The organism is Chitinophaga deserti (genome assembly GCF_003149455.1).
Classification (GTDB): Bacteria; Bacteroidota; Bacteroidia; order Chitinophagales; family Chitinophagaceae; genus Chitinophaga; species Chitinophaga deserti.
Genome location: NZ_QFFK01000008.1, coordinates 93,760 through 112,420, shown reverse-complemented (window position 1 = coordinate 112,420; position 18,661 = coordinate 93,760). Strand labels below are relative to the sequence as shown.

14 protein-coding genes are annotated in these 18,661 nt (G+C 50.5%); 2 read left to right on the top strand and 12 right to left on the bottom strand.

The genetic code is table 11. The features are described 5' to 3' along the window. Positions 1-161: 161 nt before the first annotated feature. Entirely contained in the window at positions 162-1,034 is an 873-nt protein-coding gene (locus tag DEV76_RS18645; protein WP_109699445.1) for an AraC family transcriptional regulator, read from the top strand. On the opposite strand, the gene DEV76_RS18640 is transcribed toward DEV76_RS18645, so the two are convergent. From DEV76_RS18640 to DEV76_RS18595, 10 genes are all read right to left on the bottom strand, one after another. Continuing rightward, positions 1,035-1,445 carry an L-rhamnose mutarotase gene (locus DEV76_RS18640; protein ID WP_109699444.1) on the bottom strand — a complete coding sequence of 137 codons (411 nt, stop codon included), beginning with the start codon at positions 1,443-1,445 and terminating at the stop codon, positions 1,035-1,037. A 16-nt stretch (positions 1,446-1,461) separates the two neighbouring features. Continuing rightward, positions 1,462-3,024 carry a sodium:solute symporter family transporter gene (locus DEV76_RS18635; RefSeq protein WP_109699443.1) on the bottom strand — a complete coding sequence of 521 codons (1,563 nt, stop codon included), beginning with the start codon at positions 3,022-3,024 and terminating at the stop codon, positions 1,462-1,464. A gap of 19 nt (positions 3,025-3,043) precedes the next feature. Next, positions 3,044-4,216 (bottom strand): enolase C-terminal domain-like protein, encoded by a 1,173-nt coding sequence (locus DEV76_RS18630; RefSeq protein ID WP_109699442.1) that lies wholly within the window; start codon positions 4,214-4,216, stop codon positions 3,044-3,046. Further along, entirely contained in the window at positions 4,213-5,106 is an 894-nt protein-coding gene (locus tag DEV76_RS18625) for an aldo/keto reductase (RefSeq protein WP_109699441.1), read from the bottom strand. Before DEV76_RS18625 ends, DEV76_RS18630 begins: the two co-directional genes overlap by 4 nt. 234 nt (positions 5,107-5,340) lie before the next feature. Continuing rightward, positions 5,341-7,551, bottom strand: coding sequence for a Gldg family protein (locus DEV76_RS18620; RefSeq protein WP_109699440.1), 2,211 nt, complete (start codon positions 7,549-7,551; stop codon positions 5,341-5,343). Then, positions 7,548-8,492 (bottom strand): ABC transporter ATP-binding protein, encoded by a 945-nt coding sequence (locus DEV76_RS18615; protein ID WP_109699439.1) that lies wholly within the window; start codon positions 8,490-8,492, stop codon positions 7,548-7,550. Before DEV76_RS18615 ends, DEV76_RS18620 begins: the two co-directional genes overlap by 4 nt. 79 nt (positions 8,493-8,571) lie before the next feature. Then, on the bottom strand, positions 8,572-10,005 hold the full coding sequence (locus DEV76_RS18610) for a RagB/SusD family nutrient uptake outer membrane protein (protein WP_109699438.1): 1,434 nt from the start codon (positions 10,003-10,005) through the stop codon (positions 8,572-8,574). A gap of 11 nt (positions 10,006-10,016) precedes the next feature. Next, positions 10,017-13,409 (bottom strand): SusC/RagA family TonB-linked outer membrane protein, encoded by a 3,393-nt coding sequence (locus tag DEV76_RS18605; RefSeq protein ID WP_157962986.1) that lies wholly within the window; start codon positions 13,407-13,409, stop codon positions 10,017-10,019. 351 nt (positions 13,410-13,760) lie between these two features. Continuing rightward, a complete protein-coding gene (locus DEV76_RS18600) occupies positions 13,761-14,960 on the bottom strand; it encodes a FecR family protein (protein ID WP_109699436.1) in 1,200 nt (399 codons plus the stop codon). Between the two features lie 110 nt (positions 14,961-15,070). Then, positions 15,071-15,670, bottom strand: coding sequence for an RNA polymerase sigma factor (locus DEV76_RS18595; protein WP_109699435.1), 600 nt, complete (start codon positions 15,668-15,670; stop codon positions 15,071-15,073). Positions 15,671-16,492: 822 nt separating this feature from the next. Here DEV76_RS18595 and DEV76_RS18590 point away from each other — a divergent pair. Then, positions 16,493-17,350, top strand: coding sequence for a glycerophosphodiester phosphodiesterase family protein (locus DEV76_RS18590; protein WP_109699434.1), 858 nt, complete (start codon positions 16,493-16,495; stop codon positions 17,348-17,350). Here the strand turns inward: DEV76_RS18590 and DEV76_RS18585 are convergent, their stop codons facing one another. Next, the gene (locus tag DEV76_RS18585) at positions 17,351-17,677 is read right to left on the bottom strand and encodes a YegP family protein (RefSeq protein WP_198652127.1); all 327 of its coding nucleotides are present in this window, start codon (positions 17,675-17,677) and stop codon (positions 17,351-17,353) included. Between the two features lie 278 nt (positions 17,678-17,955). Beyond that, a complete protein-coding gene (locus DEV76_RS18580) occupies positions 17,956-18,585 on the bottom strand; it encodes a Crp/Fnr family transcriptional regulator (RefSeq protein WP_109699432.1) in 630 nt (209 codons plus the stop codon). Positions 18,586-18,661 lie beyond the last annotated feature (76 nt).

Genomic DNA, 18,661 nt, shown 5'->3' with positions numbered 1-18,661 from the left:
CTAAATTTGACTATTAACTATGCTTTTTTTGCACTCATGTAAAATCAACCGTATCAACCGCCACCAATTGCGGAAACATGCTGCAATTCAGTATATTTGGGTACATTTATTCCATACGAACAGTGATTTTTTCCAGGACAGGATCAACGTTATAGCTGCATATGCAATACATATATGAGAATTTCACATTCCCGCCGGACCAGTCTTTCACCGTCCGCTCGGATATATTAGAGATAAAGAAATACGCCACACTGAGGTCGCATGTCAATTTCGAAATAGCCTTATTAGAAAATTGCAGTGGTAAAAGATTTATCGGGGATCATATAGAAGACTTTTCGGGCACGGAGCTGGTGCTGTTGGGCAGCTATTTACCACATTGCTGGCAATATTATACCACGGTGGATCCAATGCTCACACCACAGGCAACTGTTATCCACTTCTTCCCCGACTTCCTCGGGCAGCAGTTACTGGAAAAGCCGGAAGCCCGGCAGATCAATGAACTTTTCGAACGCGCGGCGAAAGGGGTCTCCTTTTCCGGACAAACCATCCAGTCTGCAAAACTTATCATGCAGCAAATGCTTTTCTCGTCTGGCATGGCACGCGTAGCACTCATGCTCAGCCTGCTGGACACACTGGCCAATGCAGAAAACGCAAAGGTATTATCATCACCCTATTATAATGCAGTAAGCACATCCGGCGAAGCACAGAAAATCAATAAGGTATTCGATTATATATTCCAGAATTTCAGGGAAGAGATATCACTGAAAGCAGTGGCAGACATACTCCCCATGTCTACCGCGGGCTTCTGCCGTTATTTTAAGGCACGTACCAACCGTACGCTCATTGATTTTGTGAAGGAAGTACGTATTGGCCATGCAGCCAAGCTGCTGCTGGAGAAGAAGCACAATGTTACAGAGGCGTGTTATATGAGCGGGTATAACAATCTTTCGAACTTCAACAAACACTTCAAGGAAGTAAAGGGTCTTTCACCCAGGGATTTCATGCGGCAGTATGATGCACCTGCCAATCCGTAATTACTTATTACTGAATTCATAAAACGAAGCTGCTTCCGTCCATGTTTGGCCGGGTAATGTACCTGCCACGCCTTCCTGATAGGCAGCCATAAGGCGGTTCCATTCTGCACAGCGGGGATTACTGGCCTCGGCAGCTTTACCCATTGCATCCAGGTCGGCCCCTTCCGGAACAGTGATCACCATTACCATCGTATGCTGGCTGCGAAACATGCGGATCTTTTTATATCCTGCTTTCCGGAATCCCTCTTCCACTTCGGGCCATACGGCTTCATGGTACCGCAGATACGCCTGCAAAGAGTCGCCCCCTGCTTTTATGTTCACCACAAATACTTTTTCTACCAGCTTTTCAGGCTGATTACAGGCAGCAAACATCCCCGCAGCCAATAATATCGTCAATAAGAGCAAACGCATATAAAACGGGTTTAAATCAGGCAAAACAGATATAAATAGCGCACATCACAACCGCCAGCACTCCCCACCAGATCCAAACGCTGCGGGAAGTACGCCCCTCCCGGCGCCAGGTTTCTATCAGCGAAGGCAGTGCCTGTATTTCCGGGGGCTTGGTCAGCAACGTTACCACAACCAGCACTACAGCCATCGCTACAAACAGGTAAAAAGACAACAGCATGAAATGGGGCCAGAACTCTTTCGACGGGAAGTTCAGGATGTGACAGGCTCCTACGATCAGGCATACCAGTCCGCCCCCATACAACACCGCTTCCGCCGCCTGGCGGTTCACCCGTTTCCAGGATATACCACCCACAAATACAACCGACAAAGGCGGTGCAAGGATGGATACCATGCCCTGGCTTAGTTCGAAGAACCCTTTCCCTGAATGGGAAAACAGGTAAGCCACGCCTACTGCCAGCACGGCCGCCAATACGGTAACCCACTGCCCGGCCCGGCGCTTCGCCTTTTCATCCATATCCCGGAAGCGGGCCAGCACATCGAGTGTGAATACGGTACTGAAGGAATTAAGCCCGCTCGATACCGTGTCTATCAGGGCGGCAATGAGCGCGGCTATGCACAGGCCGAGGAAGCCATGCGGCATTACCTGGCTCACGAGGGTGATGTAAGCGTTATCGGGCTGGGCCATGTCTTTATACAGCACATAGCAGATGATACCTGGGAAGATGAAAATGAAGGGCATGAAGATCTTCAGCGCGGCAATAAATATGGCGCCGTATTGCCCTTCTTTCATATCTCTCCCTGCCAGCACCTTCTGCACGATCGTCTGATCCGTACACCAGTAATAAATCCCGACCACAGGGTATCCTAATACCATGGCCACCCAAGAGTATTCAGGGTCCGAAGCGGGTTTGAACAACTGCCAGTAATGCGCCGGCGCACCGTTCACCAGTGCCTGGATTCCACCCGCCTTTTTCAGCGCAAGGTATACGAGGATGATTGATGAGAGGATGATCACGCAGGACTGGAAGATGCCAGTCCGTACAACGGCCTTCAATCCGCCTACCGCAGTAAAGCTCGCTGCGATGAATGCAACAACACCAACGGCTCTCAACAACGAAATATCGAATATCTGGGAAATGATAAGGCCGCCGGCATACAGTGCGCACCCCAGCCATACGATGAGGATGGAGATGAGACTGTAAATAACGAGGAAATTATAGGATGGTTTGCCGAACCTGGCGAGCAGGAACTGCGGCATGGTATATACTTTGGTGGAAATATAATGTGGAAGGAAGAACATGGACAGGAGGAAGATGAAGAACCATGCCATCCATTCGAAGTTACTGCCCACCATGCCCTGTGTGAACCCTATGCTGGCGAAGCCCACGAGCATGGAAGGCCCTGCGTTGGCGCTAAAGAGAGAGAAACCTATCTGCCACCAGGAAAGCGAGCGCCCTCCGAGGAAGATGTCGCGGCCGGCCTCCCGGTTGCGGCTATTCAGATAAAAACCCACTGCCAGGAGTGCCACTACATAGAGCAGCAGGACAGTATAGTCAGATGCTTCCAGCGTTATATTCAAGTAGCTACATTTTTATGCATTACAAAATGACATTAGGCAGGTAAGCCGCCATCCCCTCTGCATCCCATTCCACTGAGCGGGTTACTTTTCCGGCGCGTTTCCAGTACGCCCAGTCTACCCGTACCGGGGCACCTGCTATATCAGGCAGCGCCCAGCCCCCCTTGTCCCATTCAGGACGTACGCTGAAATATTGTTCCAGGCCCGACATGATGGAATAAAGATGTTCCACACGGCAGCTTTCGGAAGCTGTAGCCATCAGGCCTGCAGTATAAAGAGAATAACCGCCAGAAGAGAAATCAGTTCCGTTCTGTGCTGCCAGGTCACGCACTTCAGCCCACTCACGTATCCCACCAATTTGTGTAGGCACCGGCTGGAAATGCTTCACTCCAAGGTGCAGTAAGGTAGGAAACATCCGCGATGTTCGCTCCGATTCTCCGAAAGCTACTTTTACCGGAGCTGCAGCGCAAAGGCGTTGTATCTGTTCCATTCCTGCAGAATGCACCGGCTCTTCAATCCAGGCAAGGTTCTGCGCAGCGGTAAGATCGAGGAAGCGCAGCGCCTGATCACAATCCCATACCTGATTCACATCTACTGCCAGTGCCACATCAGGCCCTATCAGCTCGCGCACGAACTTCACACGCGCTGCATCTTCTGCCGGACGGCCGCCAAAATCCTTACCGATTTTCATCTTATAGCAATCTACCCCTTTATCCAGAAAATAATTCACTTCTGTTTCCAACTGGGCATAAGTGTAATTCGTTCCGCCTCCGCTCCCGTATATTTTCACATGATCGCGCTCAGCACCGAGGAAGCGGTGCAAAGGTTTGCCTGCACGGCGGGCAGCAAGGTCGTGCAACGCAAAATCGATCTGCCCCAGCATCGCTGCTGCTGCTCCACGGAAGCCTTCATTACGGATAGACCAATACAGCTTGCTGTACAGATCATTATAAGGCATGCCTTTGGTATGTAAGAGGATGGGTAAGAAACAGGATTCGAGAATATTGGTATAACTGCTGAATACCGGCGCTTCGCCCACGTTGCCATTTTCATCTTCCAGAGATATAACGGCGAGGCCGAAAGTCAGGAATGGGCCCATGGTAGCATCCTGGAAGGGTGTTACAGCCTGAACAGGCTCCAATACGTTTACACGTACACGGACGATATGGAAGGTTTGGTCGTTAATTGCTTTCATTGTGATGAGATATCCTTGCTGTAATCCAGAATTTTCCGGTAAAGCGGTGCAGGCAGCACTCCGGCAGCAAAATCGCGGAGGGTACTGTGCAGCTGCTGCGGGTTAGACGGACCGATAACGATATTGAAATTACCCGGAACGGTAAAGAGAAAACGATGCGCCAGGGCTCGTAGTTCGAGGCCGTCTGCTTCCGCTAAGGCCATGAGCCTTCCGGCAGCAGCCATATCTGATGCAGGCAGCCATTCAGGAGGCTGCTTCATGAAACTGGTATAGGCGCTACCCAGTACACCCATATTCAGCGGACTGGCAGCAAAATACCTTACACCGGCTGAAGTACATTTGGGAAGTGAGGTATTGAGAGCTGAGGTATTACAGGCATTCAGCCGGTTATATTCCATCAGCACGCTGAATGTACCATCCTGTAACCAGGGCCATGCCCACTCAGGCGGGTTACCACCAATACCGATGGCGCGGGCATAGCCCTTCTCTTTCAGCTCTGCCATCACCTTTACTACCTGTCCGAAATCATTTTGCGGTATCTGAGCTGGATCATGGAGAAAAAGTACATCCAGTTCCCCGAGGCCCAAAGTGGAGAGAGAGTAGTTTACACTACGGAACATGGCATCACGGCTATAGTCGTACCGGCCATCGTAAGCAGTGAGGCCGTTCAGGCGGCCGGCTTTGGAGCTGACGCTTGGCATCGGCCCTTTCCACTGCCTCAGGGCTTCTCCTACATACGTTTCCGCATGGGCATAAGCCGGGGCAGTATCAATCGCATTTATGCCAGCTTCCAACGCCATCAGCACTGTTTCTACCGACGCTTCCGGGGCTACCGGCCCCCAGATGCCACCGATGCCCGCCGTGCCTAATATGAGCCGCTCCACATTCATACCGGGAATTATTTTCTTTTAATACCGTTTATCAGTCTGCTCAAATGTAACACCCCTTACCACTCCTCTGCCAGATGCATTTTGACCAATTTACATGTTTTTTTGACCCGGGGCAGCGCACACAAACAAAAACGGCTGCAAATCAATGATTCACAGCCGTTTCCCCGGCATATCCTGCTAACATGCCGGTTTTTATATCCACTTACATCACAACGCAATTTTGATACAGCAGCGCTATCTGCGCTTCCTGTACAGTAGCAGCGCCGCCGCAAAAATCAGCAGCGTGCCGGGGATCATCCCAAAGAAGATGATCCGCATGGTGAGGATGCCTTTATCGTCACTATCGATCACATCTTTTGATCTGATAGCGCCCGTATTCACGGGGAAGTCGCCATAGGTAAACCAGCGGAATATCTCTGTAATAAGCGGCTGGTTCCAGATGTAGGGCTTGCGCCTCCCCAGCTCTCCTGAACTCATAAAATCAGCATCACCCGTAACAATGATCCGCTGCATTTTACCTTCCACTTTTCTCTCCGCCGCCAGTGCCAGCGCTTCGTTATTCTTTGCCGCCAGCAGGGGAACGGTATGGAACCCTTTCGACTGTCCGTACCGCAGGCTTACCGTACCTACCATGGATACCACGCCGTTATTGGCTTTATATCCGCCAAGGCGGGGAGCAATGCTGCCTGCACTGTCGGTAAAGCGGGCGAGGATGAAATCGGGCGCGTAATCGCGGCTCTCTTCCAGTACCGGTGCATCACCAGGCTGTACATCCAGCTGCTGCAGCAAAGGCTTCAGTATTTCCTGCGATCCCGGATCGGTGATCACAAAAAGGTTTCTGCCGCTGGCGATGTATTGCTCCAGCTTCTGCTGCACTTCCGCGGGAAAAGCAGTTTTAGGATCAGCAATCACCAGCACGTTGGTAGTGGCAGGCACATCTCCCTGTGTAAGATTCACGGTATCAACTTCAAAGCCCTGGTTGATGAGGGCTCCCCTGTTAGTGAGTTCGTTCACGAACATCCTGAACTCCGCATCGCCTGCTTTGGTAATGCTACGCTCCCCGTTTCCACGGAGGAAAGTGATCACCGGGATGGCTGAAGGCGTAATGAGGCGCTTCAGGGCTGCGGTAAACTCCTGTTCGGATGGATAAATACGAAGATCGTTATAGTAACGGAGGAAAGTACGCTTATCGCCATACTCCAGCACACGAACCAGCCGGTTCTCTTCCGGACCGAGATCGATAGTCTTCTTCACCTCTTCCGGCTTCAGCACTTTACGGTAGTCGAGATCCTGGATATCGGCTACTTTTTTAGCAATGGCGGCATCACTTTCGCCGGGGTAGTTTTTGTATAAGCCTTCGTTATTGGAGAAATCGTAGTAGTACACGTACTTCATTTCCATATCAGGCATGAAGCGGCGATAAGGTGTGAGGATGCGTTCATCTTCACTCTTCTTCTCCGGCGCACCGAGATAGTAATTACCATCGAGGATATTCACGTAGGTAGTCACTTTCAATGGTGCATCCATCGTTTTGATCAGCTCCCGGCTTTGTGGCCCGAGGGTATGCGTTTTGGTAGCCGTCATATCCACATAGCCCGTGAATGCGGGCAGTGCGCTAACATAACCGATGAGGAAACATGCGCCTACAAGCCCCAGATAACGTGCTGTACGCTTCCAGGTGGAGCGTGCCTCCCGCTGATCCTGCAGCCGCATACCGGTAATGGCAAGGAAGAAGCCGATCACAATGAAGAAGTACACCAGGTCCTGCGTACTGATCAGCCCGAAGATAAACTGTTCCGTTCTGCCTGCTATAGACATGAAGTAAGTGATATGCCTTACGGTATCATTACCCTGAAACAGCCCGCCAACAAAGTTAAGTCCTGCCAGCACGGCCAGCGTACTGATGGCCGCAACCACCTGGTAAGTGGTGAGGGAAGACATGAACAGGCCGATAGCCGAATAAGCGCATATCAGCAGATACAGGCCCAATGCGCCGGAAATCAATATCGACCAGTCGATATCCGTAATGAAGAACGACCCGGCCACACCATAGAGGCAGATGATCACCAGCAGTAAAGCGCCGTACCCCATCATAGCCATGTATTTGCCCAGCACAATATCTCTCACTTTGATGGGAGATGATAATAACAGCTTGATGGACCCGCTGTGCAGTTCACGGCTGATGAGGCCCATGGTGAGCAGGGGAATATAGAAGTAAAGCGTGTTTTTCACACCGGGATAAAACCCTTCCTGCAAGCCCGCATATACCATGGCGGTTACTTCGTTGAAGTGGTTCCCCATCCGCTGTGCCCTGCCTATCATCTGGATGTAATGCAGGAAATTCACCCCTATCTGAATGGGGAATACGATCAATATCAGCCATGCCACCGGCGAGTTAAACAGGAGGCTCAGCTCCTGCCGGGCTATTCTGAAGATTACTTTCATGGTTTTACGGCGGGTTTTGGTGTTTTGTTAGATAACTGGGCGAAGATGGCATCGAGAGAGCTCTTCTCCAATGTGATTTCCTTCAGGCGCCATTTGCGCTGCACGCTGGTTTCCACGATACTTTCAGCGATATCTGCAGCGGGCTCGAATCTTACGCGAATCGTTTTCTCCGACAGGAAATCCACTTCCTTAATACCCGGAATCGCTCGCAGCTCTTCTGCTGCAGGCGGGTTTTCCATCGTAGCCACAAGGCTGTCGGGTTCAATGTAATTATTGAAAGAATCCATGGTATCCTTAAACACAATCTTCCCTCCTTCGATCATGATGATATCTTCACAGGTGGCCTGTATTTCTGAAAGGATGTGGGAAGAGAAGATCACAGCACGGTCGGAAGCGATTTCCTTGATGAGCTGTCTTACTTCGAGGATCTGGTTGGGATCGAGACCATTGGTGGGCTCATCCAGTACCACCAGCTGCGGCCTGTGGATGATGGCCTGTGCAATACCTACCCTTTGACGGTAGCCGCCGGAAAGGTTGCCGATAAGCCTTTTACTGAAATGGGCTACGCCGCATCTTTCCTTTACCACATCTACCGCCGCTTTGATCTTCTTCTTTTCGATGAGGCGGAGGTGGGCGCAGAAGGTGAGGTATTCATCTACGGTTTGTTCGAGATAAAGGGGAGCGTTCTGCGGAAGGAAGCCGATTCTTTTTTTGGCTTCTTCCGGCTGCTCCCGCATATCGATGCCTTCGATGAGTACGCGGCCCTGCGTCTGGCTCAATACCCCGCAGAGGATGTTCATGGTGGTAGACTTACCCGCCCCGTTGGAGCCGAGCAGGCCTACGATGCCGTTCCGGTTAATTTCAAAGCTGACATCCTGCACCGCCCAGTCTTTACTGTAACGGTGCGACAGCCCTTCAATTTGTACGATATTATCTTGCATGTGCGATTTTATTAAGCAACAGGAGAACAATGGCGCCGGAAACTACCGGCGCCACACATGGTATCTGGCTGGTTTATTCTTATTGTGGGTTCAGCGGCCAGTCCGGATTAAACACAGTGGCGTTGGGCCACAGCTGACGCAGGTACTGGTTGCTGCCGGGGAGCAATTCATACGTTTTACCTTCAGCCGTATGGGTAATGGTTTTCCGGAAGCGGGATTCTTTGTTGAGGCGCTTCAGGTCAATAACGCGCATACCGGTGAATGCCAGCTCCCTCCTTCTTTCTTCCAGTACAAAGCGCAGTACACGCTCTGCATCATTTCCGAAATCGGCAGGGGTAAAGGCCACGTAAGCAGCCGGTACAATCCTGTTGAAGCGCAGCTTATTGACATCGGCCAGTGCATCATCCAGCTTGCCTTCGCGGGCAAGGCACTCTGCACGTACGAGGTACATTTCCGGTACGTTGAGGTAGTTGCTATAGAAATCACCACGGAGGAAAAGCTTCACCTGGTAGCGGTTCATGTAGTTGAAAGGCGGTGCAGGCGGCCATCCGTTGGCGTAGTAGAGCGTCCAGCGTTTATCGTTGTCCGAAAAAAGGGCGGTCAGCTCAGGAGATGCGCACACATCCATGCCCAGTCCGAAAGGACGCAGGAAGTGGCGGGCCACAATGGTTTCAGGATGCAGCTGTCCGTCGGGGATATTGGTCCAGCCTAACGGGGCCCCGGGTACATTGGGAAACGGACCGGGGATGATCACGTTATATGTATTCATATCCTTCAGCGTTCCCTGCAGCCCAATGGCCAGATCGGCATTTTTACGGGCATTTGCATAATCACCCATGAACAGGTAAGTACGCGCCAGCAGGGCATAGCCCCCGGCTTTGGAAGCCCTGAACTTCGTAAGCTTGTTCTTCAGAGGGAGGTCTGCAATGGCAGCATTTGCATCATTAAGGATCTGCTCATATACTTCCTTCACCGTGTTCCTTACGAACTTGGCATTGATGTCTGCTATCAGGGCGATGGGAATACCGTGCTGGGTAGCGGCCGTAGCGGCATCATAGTGATGAGCATAAACGTTCACCAGCTGCAGGTGCTCCATTGCACGGTGGAGCAATGCCTCGGCACGAACACTTTTTTTGTTGGCCTCGGTACCTTCCGTGGAGCCAAGGATATTATTGATAACGGTATTGTAATAGAAGATGCGCCTGTAGCCTTCGCTCCAGAGGAAGTCGTTGGCGCCCTGCTCAAAAGGGGAAGGGTTGAAAGTATACATTCTGCGGCCCCATACCTGCTGCTTGCTGAACAGGTTACCGGGCTCCCCTTCGGGAAGGAAGGCGTCGTCAGACATCAGGTCCCAGAACTGGTCGCCATAATTCACAGTGCTGCCGGAATTGAGCATATTCTCATAATCGCTCATGGTAACCGGGATGAACTTATCCTTCGGTTTGATATCCAGGAATTTGTCGCAGCCGGTGAGTGCTACTATGCTGATGATATATAGATGTAATTTCTTCATGAATCCTCGTTTTAGAAAGTGATATCCAAGCCAACAATGTACTGGGGCATCATGGGAAGCCTCATATTGGCGTAAGTGCCTGCAATTTCATACGTTTCAGGATCTATCCCCACATCGTTCCTTACCCAGCGGAAAGGATTTGTCACCTGCGCGGTCAGTCTTACCGACGACAGCTTTTTAATGCGGGTGAGCATGGGTGCGAAATTGTACGAAAGGGCGATGTCTCTAACTTTCACATAATCTGCCTTCAGCACATTCCTGTCTGAAGCAAACCAGATGAGGGTGTAATAGGTACCGCCATTTCCTTTCAGATCGGGTGCGGGCAGCATTCCGGGCACTTTCTCATCTCCCGGTTTACGCCAGAAATTCATCACCCGCTTATCCTGGTTCCTGTTAAGATTGCCGGAAGTATGCGGAGGAACTACATCCCTGATCACATGCCCGCCGCTGCCGATAATCATTACGCTGAGTACAAATTCTTTGTAAGTAAACCTGTTTGTAAGCCCGGAAGTCCATTTGGGCCGAAGGGTTCCGCTGTATACAAGGGCATTGATATCTGTCATATTCGCTACAATAGCGCCGGAAGCGTCGTAGTTCTTCACTGCTTTCCCTTCTGCATCATATACCAGCACCGATCCGTTAGTAGCATCGAGCCCTGCATAGCGGAAGTTAAACATCGCATCCATCGGGTAACCGATGCGGTGAACACCATAACCCTGTGTAAGTCCGTAGTAAGACTCGTCCAGCGTATTGATGTCGGTCATCTTGTTTTTATTATGACTGAAGGTGAGCGTAGTGTTCCAGGTAAAGTTCTTCTGTACGATGTTGCGGGTGTTCAGCATTATCTCCACCCCTCTGTTGTTCAGCTTTCCATAATTAATGAGGGCACGGGGGAAGGCGTTGGTGGGATCAATGGAGCGCTCTCCCATGAGATCGCTGGTTTTGCGGAAGTAGTAATCCACCGAACCGGTAATACGGCTTTTCAGCACGGCAAAGTCGATACCGAAGTTGGTGGTAGCCGTTTGCTCCCAGCGTAATTCCTTATTGGGAGGATATATGATATCGGTAGCAGTGGCATTCGCTTCTGCGAGGAAGTAGCTCCTTGCCTGCAGATACGGCCCTACCCTTCTGGCCACGATACCACCCAGCCCGTAGGTAGTGCGGATGTTCAGGGTATTTAACCAGCTCACATCTTTCATGAAATCTTCCTCCGTCAGTCTCCAGCTGGCGCCAACGGACCACAGGGGCAGGTAACGGTAACGGCGGTCGGTTCCAAACAGGTTAGAGTTATCTACCCTTGCACTGGCCGTGAGGTTGTACCTGCCGTTGTAGGTGTAACCCGCGTTAGCGTAAGTGGATATATAGCGGTCTTCCTCATAATTGAAGTTATTACCGTCGTTAAAGCTGCGTGCGAAAGTGCTGGTGAGCGATTCGGTGCCTTTCAGATTACCGAGTGCAATCTCATTTACCGGGAGGAAGGTGAGGTTATTATCATTGTAGCCCATTTTAAACACGTTGGTACGGGAAACTGAGATAGCACGCTGTTCCATACCGGCCAGGGCCGTCAGCTGATGCTTTGTACCAAAACGCCGGTCGAAGTTCAGTTGCCCCCGTGCGGTGTAGGATTTGTTGGTTGATCTTACTTCAAACAACTGCCCCCCGTCCGGTACATTTTTCACCAGTTCACCATTGATGAGCTGGGCGGCATCGTTGATCATATTCTTTGCGTAGTAGGATTCTGCGTTGTAATAGTTTTTATCGTAAGATGATCCGCGTTCTGTCTGATACTTCAGATCCAGCGTAAGGCCGGGGATGATCTTTACGGTAAAGCCGCCCTGCATGCGGAAGTAGTTGGAATTGAACTTTAACTCCGCCTTGTTCATTTCGTCGAGCGGATTAAATGTTTCATCATGCAGACCCAGGGCTATCAGCCTGTTTATCTCATAGTCAGACTTCAGTTTTGTGAAAGGAGCGGAACTGCCATCGGGGTTGCGGAGTATTTCGTAAGGCATGTTACGGTAGAAGGATAACGGGCCTTCACGGAGCCTTTCAACAGCAGTGATATTCGTTTGCATGCCCACCTCAGCATCCAGCCATTTGAATACTTTCACTTTATCTTTCAGCCCCACATTCACTTCATCACTATTGGTACGGAATCCATGATCGTTACTGCCGGTGTAATTCATCATCAGGTTATACTGATGTACATCATTTCCTCCGCTAACGGATAAGCTGTGGCGGTGCATCAAACTGTTACGCATAAACAGATCTTCCAGCTGGCCCTGCCCGTCTGATTTGCGTAGTCTTTCCAGCGTTTCATCCAGCTGTGCTTTAGTGATGAGGCCCTGCTCGTGGTTATACAGTGCTTCGCGCGCTTTGGGCTGTCCTGCACGGCGGATGGCATCGTTATAGGTAGGATGCCAGATATTGAACATTTCCTGTTCCAGGTCCACCATTTCACGGGAACTGAGCAGGTTCATTTTACCAGCGTCAGGCTTAGGGCTGAAATATGCGGTGCTGCTGTAATGAATCGTGAGCTTCCTGCTGCTGCCGTGGCGGGTGGTGATGGAGATCACACCATTGGCAGCACGGGTACCATAGATCGAGGAAGCAGCGGCATCTTTCAACACCGTTACGTTCACCACATCGGCAGGATTGATGTAATTGAGATCGCCCTCAAACGGGAAGCCGTCCACTACTATCAGCGGGCTTTGCGTAGCGTAGAGGGTAGAAAGGCCGCGGAGATATACAGCTCCGTTCTGCATGAAGAGCCCCGGCACAGTACCTTCCAGCCTTGCCATCAGGCTCGTTTCCAGCCGGGCATTGATAGTTTCCTCCGTTACCACGCCAAACGATCCCGTGGCGCGCTCCAGGGGGATATTCTGATAACCGGTGTTGGCAGTTACCTCCAGCCCTGTGAGGGTTTCGGAAATTACCGACAGTACAATATTGCCTACGTTACCCGATTGCAGCATGGCTGCGGTAACGGTAATTTCTTTGGTTCTGTATCCTATAAAACTGATGCGGAGCTTACTGCCGGCGGCCACTGAAAGGGTAAACACCCCTTCCATATCCGTAACGGCCGGGCGATTGCCACCCACTACCCCTACGGTAGCGCCGATGAGAGGGATGCCCGTACTGTCGGTAACCCGGCCCTTAACAGGTGATTCCTGCACAGGTGTGAGCGTGCCATCGGCAGCGCGGAGCTGTTTACCCTGCAGCAATATGGTATTGTCAGCGATTTTGTAGGTAAAGAGCTGATCTTTCATGATCAGGTCGAGGAAGCTGGTAAGCGGCATGTTCTGTACGGATGCCGAAACCGGGCCTGCATTTTGCAGCAGCTCAGATTTGCCCCATACCACATAACCGGTTTGCTGCTTAATAGTGGCAAATATCTTTTTCATCGGAACGTTTCTGCCCGAAAACGTGATCGATTGCGAAAACGTACTGGCAGAAACGTGTAAACAAATGGCGAGAAGGAGAAGACTTGTAATTTTCATGATCCGGAGCATTTTGGTTGGGAGCCGGCACGGCGAGTCCCAACAGCTCCAGTAAGCAGTTTTTTGCATAGATTTGCAACGTTTGGTTGTTAAAAATGGAGGTCTCTAAACCCGTTTTGATCAGCCGGCATATTTACCCGGAAGTGTTTGCCGCACTTCCGGTTTTTTTTGTCCGGCCTTTGAGCGCTATTTTAGTTGATAAGTATTACGCATGTCTGATGTTACTTTGATTGATATAGGGATAAATAAAAATTACTAAGGCATTACAACCAGCTTCCTTCCAGCTTCCAGCCTGAAATGCACGTCGGCACTTTCCAGTCCGGCCAGTACATCAGACAGTTTGAGCGACCGGCTCATTTCCCCGAAGAACTGCATCTCCGGCACATTCCCTTCATACACCACTTCGAGGTCGTACCACCGCTCCAGCTGGCGCATCATTTCCCGGAGGCCTACCCCTTCAAAATTAAACAGTCCGTTTTTCCATGCGATGGCTTTATCCACGTTTGCGTTGCGCATCACTTCCATTCTTACCGTTCCGGCCTGCACCTGGTCGCCCGGCTGCAGCACTACTCCTCCATCTGTATTACCGGGAAGGGATACCCTTACCGCCCCTTCCACCAGCGTGGCATAGCTGTTATTTTCATTGGCATAGGCATTTACGTTAAACGCAGTACCCAGTACATTGATATCGATTTTCCCCGGCACTTTTACGCTGAAAGGCTGCAGGGCGTTCTTCGCCACTTCGAAATAAGCTTCCCCGGTAAACTCCACTACCCTTTCCTTCCCTTTGAAAGCCACCGGGAAGCGGAGGGAGCTGGCGGCGTTGAGCCATACCCTGGTGCCATCGGGGAGCCGTACCTTAAACTGGCGGCCCCGGGCAGTGGTGATGGTATTATACTTCACTTCCTCTGAGCCGTCATCTTCCGGCGTGTACTGGAGGGCGTTACTATCCAGCGAAACTGCAGTACCGTTCTGGCGGGTGATAATGCCATTGCCGGCACTGTCCAGCACCATTTGCGAGCCATCGGCCAGTGTAAGTACGGCCCCGTTTCTTCCCGGATTCACATCCAGCGGGGAACCTGTATGGGCTATGGGGGCCTGCTGCGGCTTGCGGTAATGGTTGAAGAACCAGGCGCCCGTGGCAAACAGCAGGATGGCCGCGGCCGCCCAGCCCCAGCGGTGCAGGTAATGTACGCGAACGGCGGGTACAGGCACGGGATCATCCCGCAGCTTGTCTGCCTCCAGTATCTGGCCGGCCACTTCCATCCAATGGGCATGGTCGTAGGCAGGCTGCGGTTGCGGGCGGTTTGCTTCCAGCCAGCTTTCCACGGCATCGATGGTAGCGCCGGGCACGTCTCCGTCTACCATGGCAGCCAGTTCATCCAACTCTTCGTCAGAAGCCGTATGCGCAGCCAGGCGCTCCAGTAAATATGATAATCGGGTGTTTTGTTCCATTCAATACAGGCGTAAACGATGATGTTTGTATCCCCCCTATCTATACCAGACAATCGGGGGAAACATTAGTACCGAAAAAAAGCAAAGTTTTTTCCGGGGAATGGGGAAAATCAAAGGAGGATTTCTAATAATACGATGAGGAACAATGGATATCCCCCCTTCTGCAGGGAGCCCCGGATGTTTTTCAGCGCCATCACGAGGAGGTTCTTAACGGTACTCACGGCCAGGTCCATATGTTCAGCGATTTCACTGATGGAAAGGCCCTGTTCCCGGCTGAGGCGGTAGATCTGCCGTTGTTTTTCAGGAAGTTGCTGAACGGCATCGTTGACAAGACCGAGTAATTGCCGGAATTCTACCATTTCGGCAACGGGCAGTGCCTGTCCGGCGCTGTCTTTTTCATAGCTGACTGCATCGAATACTTTATCACGGATAGCCTGACGGCGCACGTAGTTTACCGACTGAAAGAAGCAGATCTTCTTTATCCATGCGGCAGGCTGGGTAACTTCGGCCAGCTGATCCCTGGCTACCCATACTTTCAGGAAGGTATCCTGCACCAGATCGTCGGCCACCGCCATAGAGCCGGTGATGCGGGCAGCCATTGCGAGCAGTGCCGGGGCAAAGATGCCGAACAGTTCTCTGAATGCAGCTTCATCGCCGGCAGCAACCTGTGCATACAGGGCAGGTGTGTCAGTATAATGGCCTTCGTTCAATAAAGCGTGATTGATAATGAATATGTTGCGCTAAAGACTGGAGAAAAAACCTACAGGATGAAAAGGCGTTTACCGGTAAACCGGCAGCGAATTTCGCCAAATTAAACCGGATATGCAATGGCTTCCGGGGGCAAAAGAGGGTGAACGGTAACTGAACAGCAGGGATACCGGTATGCTGCTGTAAGTATACCGTATGTATATAAAACCCGTCCTTTATCAATACAGTATTAGGTTTAAGGGCTATTTATATACATTATATATACATTAACCCTTCTTTAAATGAGCTTTAACCCCGGAGTAAGGGCGGGATAACGGGGCTATAGGTTAGTTGATTTCTAATGCCATACGGCTTAAAGCGACCCGCTTTGAATATTTTCAATATTAATTAACTTTAAAAACATTTCATCTAAACATTTCTTATTTCATTAGATTTTCAGCAACAAAACAAATACTTTACCTAAATTGCATTCAGTTTCAAAGGAACAATATTGTGGGATGATGAAACTGGCAGACATGCCCTCTTGTCTCGGGGGTGGAGGAAACGGGATAAACTGTTGCATAATTAACTAACCATTTAATTCTTTGTGCTACAGCTAACTGCTCCGTGCAGGTTCGACTCCTGCTCCTACAGCAAAAGCCCGGAAAGTGATTTTCCGGGCTTTTTTATGCCCTTCCCACTTCAGCAAAAGTTGAATTTCCGGCCAGCGCCCAGTTAAACACCCGTTGCCACCCATAAATTAACGACAAGAAAACACCTTCATACTAGGGATACCCAAAAAAGTTCCCCATCTTACTATCCGGAAAAAATGCCCTTACACTACCATGAAACTAATTTTCTCCACCCTCCTCCTTGCCACTGTAACCTTCGCCGCAAACGCGCAAACTTCCCGGGCAGACAGTATCCTCTACCGGATGCACAAACAGCCCGATCATATACTGGTGGCAGCACACCGCGCCGCTCATGAACATTATCCCGAAAATTCCATTGCCTCCATCCGCGAAGCCATACGCCTCGGTACAGATATCGCAGAGCTGGACGTGCAACGCACTAAAGACGGCGTGTTCGTGCTCATGCACGATCGTACCATTACCAGGACCACCGGCAAGCCGGGCAGCGTGGCCGACTATACACTGGCACAATTGAGAAGATTCCCGCTCCTGCACAACGGACAACCCACAAATGAGCGCATCCCTACTTTCCGGGAAGCATTAAAAGCTGCAAAAGGTAAAATACTGGTGGATGTGGATTTTAAAGCAGACGGGGTAGCTGCCGCCAAATATGCCTGTGTGGAGATCCGTAAATCAGGTATGACGAAGTATGTACTGTTTTTCCTGTACGATCATGAAGAAGCGCCTGCGCTGATGGCCTTCGATAAAGATATTCCTGTGATGCCGCGCGTACGTGATGCCGCAGCTACACAGCAAACGCTGAAATACGGTAAGTTCCCCGCCCTTCACCTCGATGAAACATTTTATAACGACCGGCTGGCCGACAGTGTGCGCGCCACAGGTGCGCGTGTTTGGATGAATACCCTCGGCGAATTTGATAAAGAAGAAAAAGTGCAGGCAGACAGCGGGTTCGATCATTTCTTCCGCAGCTTCCCGCGTACCGGCATCGTACAGACGGATCTGCCGGGCCAGCTGCTGAATTACCTGCGCAGGAAAGGAATGCGGCCCTGATCATCTTTCCAGCAAACCGGCACCCAGGGCAGCCCGCATCACCTGGAAAATACCCAGCTCGCAGGCTTGTTCAGAGCTGAACATACTGCTGACGCCTACCGTTTTGCCATTAGCAGCGGTGAGTACAAAATAAAAACACCCCTCATCGGAAACCCGCTGCCGGTACCGTTTGCGGTCCTGTGCATTCAGCCGCACGGCATCCACGCCATTCTTGCAGCTGCCCCGTGCAGTATACCATTCACTGATTAAAACCACATCTCCCTCATCGGCGTGAAGGGTAAAAAGAAATCCCCCGCTTATGGCTCCAGACATTACAAATGTGCCCATAAGTATTAGTTGTTTTGACAGATTTAGTAAATACAATCCCCATCCCGCAGCAGGGCTGCCGGTCATAACAGGGTAAATAAATAAGCGACTAGAAATTTTACGCGGAGCTGCGTTTTGAATGTTACTGCTTTACTTAAAAGTGCATTACGCTTTGCTCAATACAAATTTACATTTGGCAAATGACAAAAGTCTTGATCGAAATCAAGACTCCAATTTTTTTCAAACTTTTTTAGTGAATTCCACATATTACTTTGTGTAATCCACAAACTGATATGTATTTACTGATAAAATACCTGATCAAAATCCAGCCCTTCATTCTTTTTCAGCTCTGCAAGCTTGCGGCTGATGGTTTCTTCAGCTATTCCCAGGAACTTTGCTATGCGCGCCTGGCTTACCACCTCAAACAGGGCCGGCTTCATCATTTTTAACCAAGCGCATTGTTCCAGCGGGGGCAGGTGACTCACATACTGTTGCCTTGCCAGTTCCTTGTAATAATGCTCTGTCAGCTTCAGGCGTACCTCCATAAAGGCAAGGCAGCGGTCCGTTATGTCATCCAGTACGGTTTTTGGCAGGCATATACAGGTGGTATCCTCTAAAGCATAGATCTTTTCCGCGCCAGGCTTCTGATCAAAGAAACTGATGATGGAAATGAAAACATCATGCTGCAGCATAAACCAACTGATGCGCTCATCTATACCGACTTTGAACTGAGATACGGCCACACCATTTAAAATAAACGATACATTCCGGCAGATCTCGCGGTAATCAAGGATTGTTTCACCTTTTTTGTACTCGCGGATAATACAGTTTTCAGTAATCTCCGCCTTCGTTTCTTCAGGGATGGGTACGCCAAAATTGCCAAGCACGGCAAATAGCAAATCGAACGGGGATCCAGTTGTTTCTGACATGGGCTAAAGGGTTTCAATAAAATTCACGAATTAAGATTGTAATGGATAACTTGGGGAAGGGATGCGCGAATGTAGT

Coding starts and splice junctions, on each gene's coding strand:
- DEV76_RS18645 (WP_109699445.1), top strand. CDS start 162: ATGCAATACATATATGAGAATTTCACATTCCCGCCGGACCAGTCTTTC.
- DEV76_RS18640 (WP_109699444.1), bottom strand. CDS start 1,445: ATGCGTTTGCTCTTATTGACGATATTATTGGCTGCGGGGATGTTTGCT.
- DEV76_RS18630 (WP_109699442.1), bottom strand. CDS start 4,216: ATGAAAGCAATTAACGACCAAACCTTCCATATCGTCCGTGTACGTGTA.
- DEV76_RS18625 (WP_109699441.1), bottom strand. CDS start 5,106: ATGAATGTGGAGCGGCTCATATTAGGCACGGCGGGCATCGGTGGCATC.
- DEV76_RS18620 (WP_109699440.1), bottom strand. CDS start 7,551: ATGAAAGTAATCTTCAGAATAGCCCGGCAGGAGCTGAGCCTCCTGTTT.
- DEV76_RS18615 (WP_109699439.1), bottom strand. CDS start 8,492: ATGCAAGATAATATCGTACAAATTGAAGGGCTGTCGCACCGTTACAGT.
- DEV76_RS18610 (WP_109699438.1), bottom strand. CDS start 10,005: ATGAAGAAATTACATCTATATATCATCAGCATAGTAGCACTCACCGGC.
- DEV76_RS18605 (WP_157962986.1), bottom strand. CDS start 13,409: ATGAAAAAGATATTTGCCACTATTAAGCAGCAAACCGGTTATGTGGTA.
- DEV76_RS18600 (WP_109699436.1), bottom strand. CDS start 14,960: ATGGAACAAAACACCCGATTATCATATTTACTGGAGCGCCTGGCTGCG.
- DEV76_RS18590 (WP_109699434.1), top strand. CDS start 16,493: ATGAAACTAATTTTCTCCACCCTCCTCCTTGCCACTGTAACCTTCGCC.
- DEV76_RS18585 (WP_198652127.1), bottom strand. CDS start 17,677: ATGGGCACATTTGTAATGTCTGGAGCCATAAGCGGGGGATTTCTTTTT.
- DEV76_RS18580 (WP_109699432.1), bottom strand. CDS start 18,585: ATGTCAGAAACAACTGGATCCCCGTTCGATTTGCTATTTGCCGTGCTT.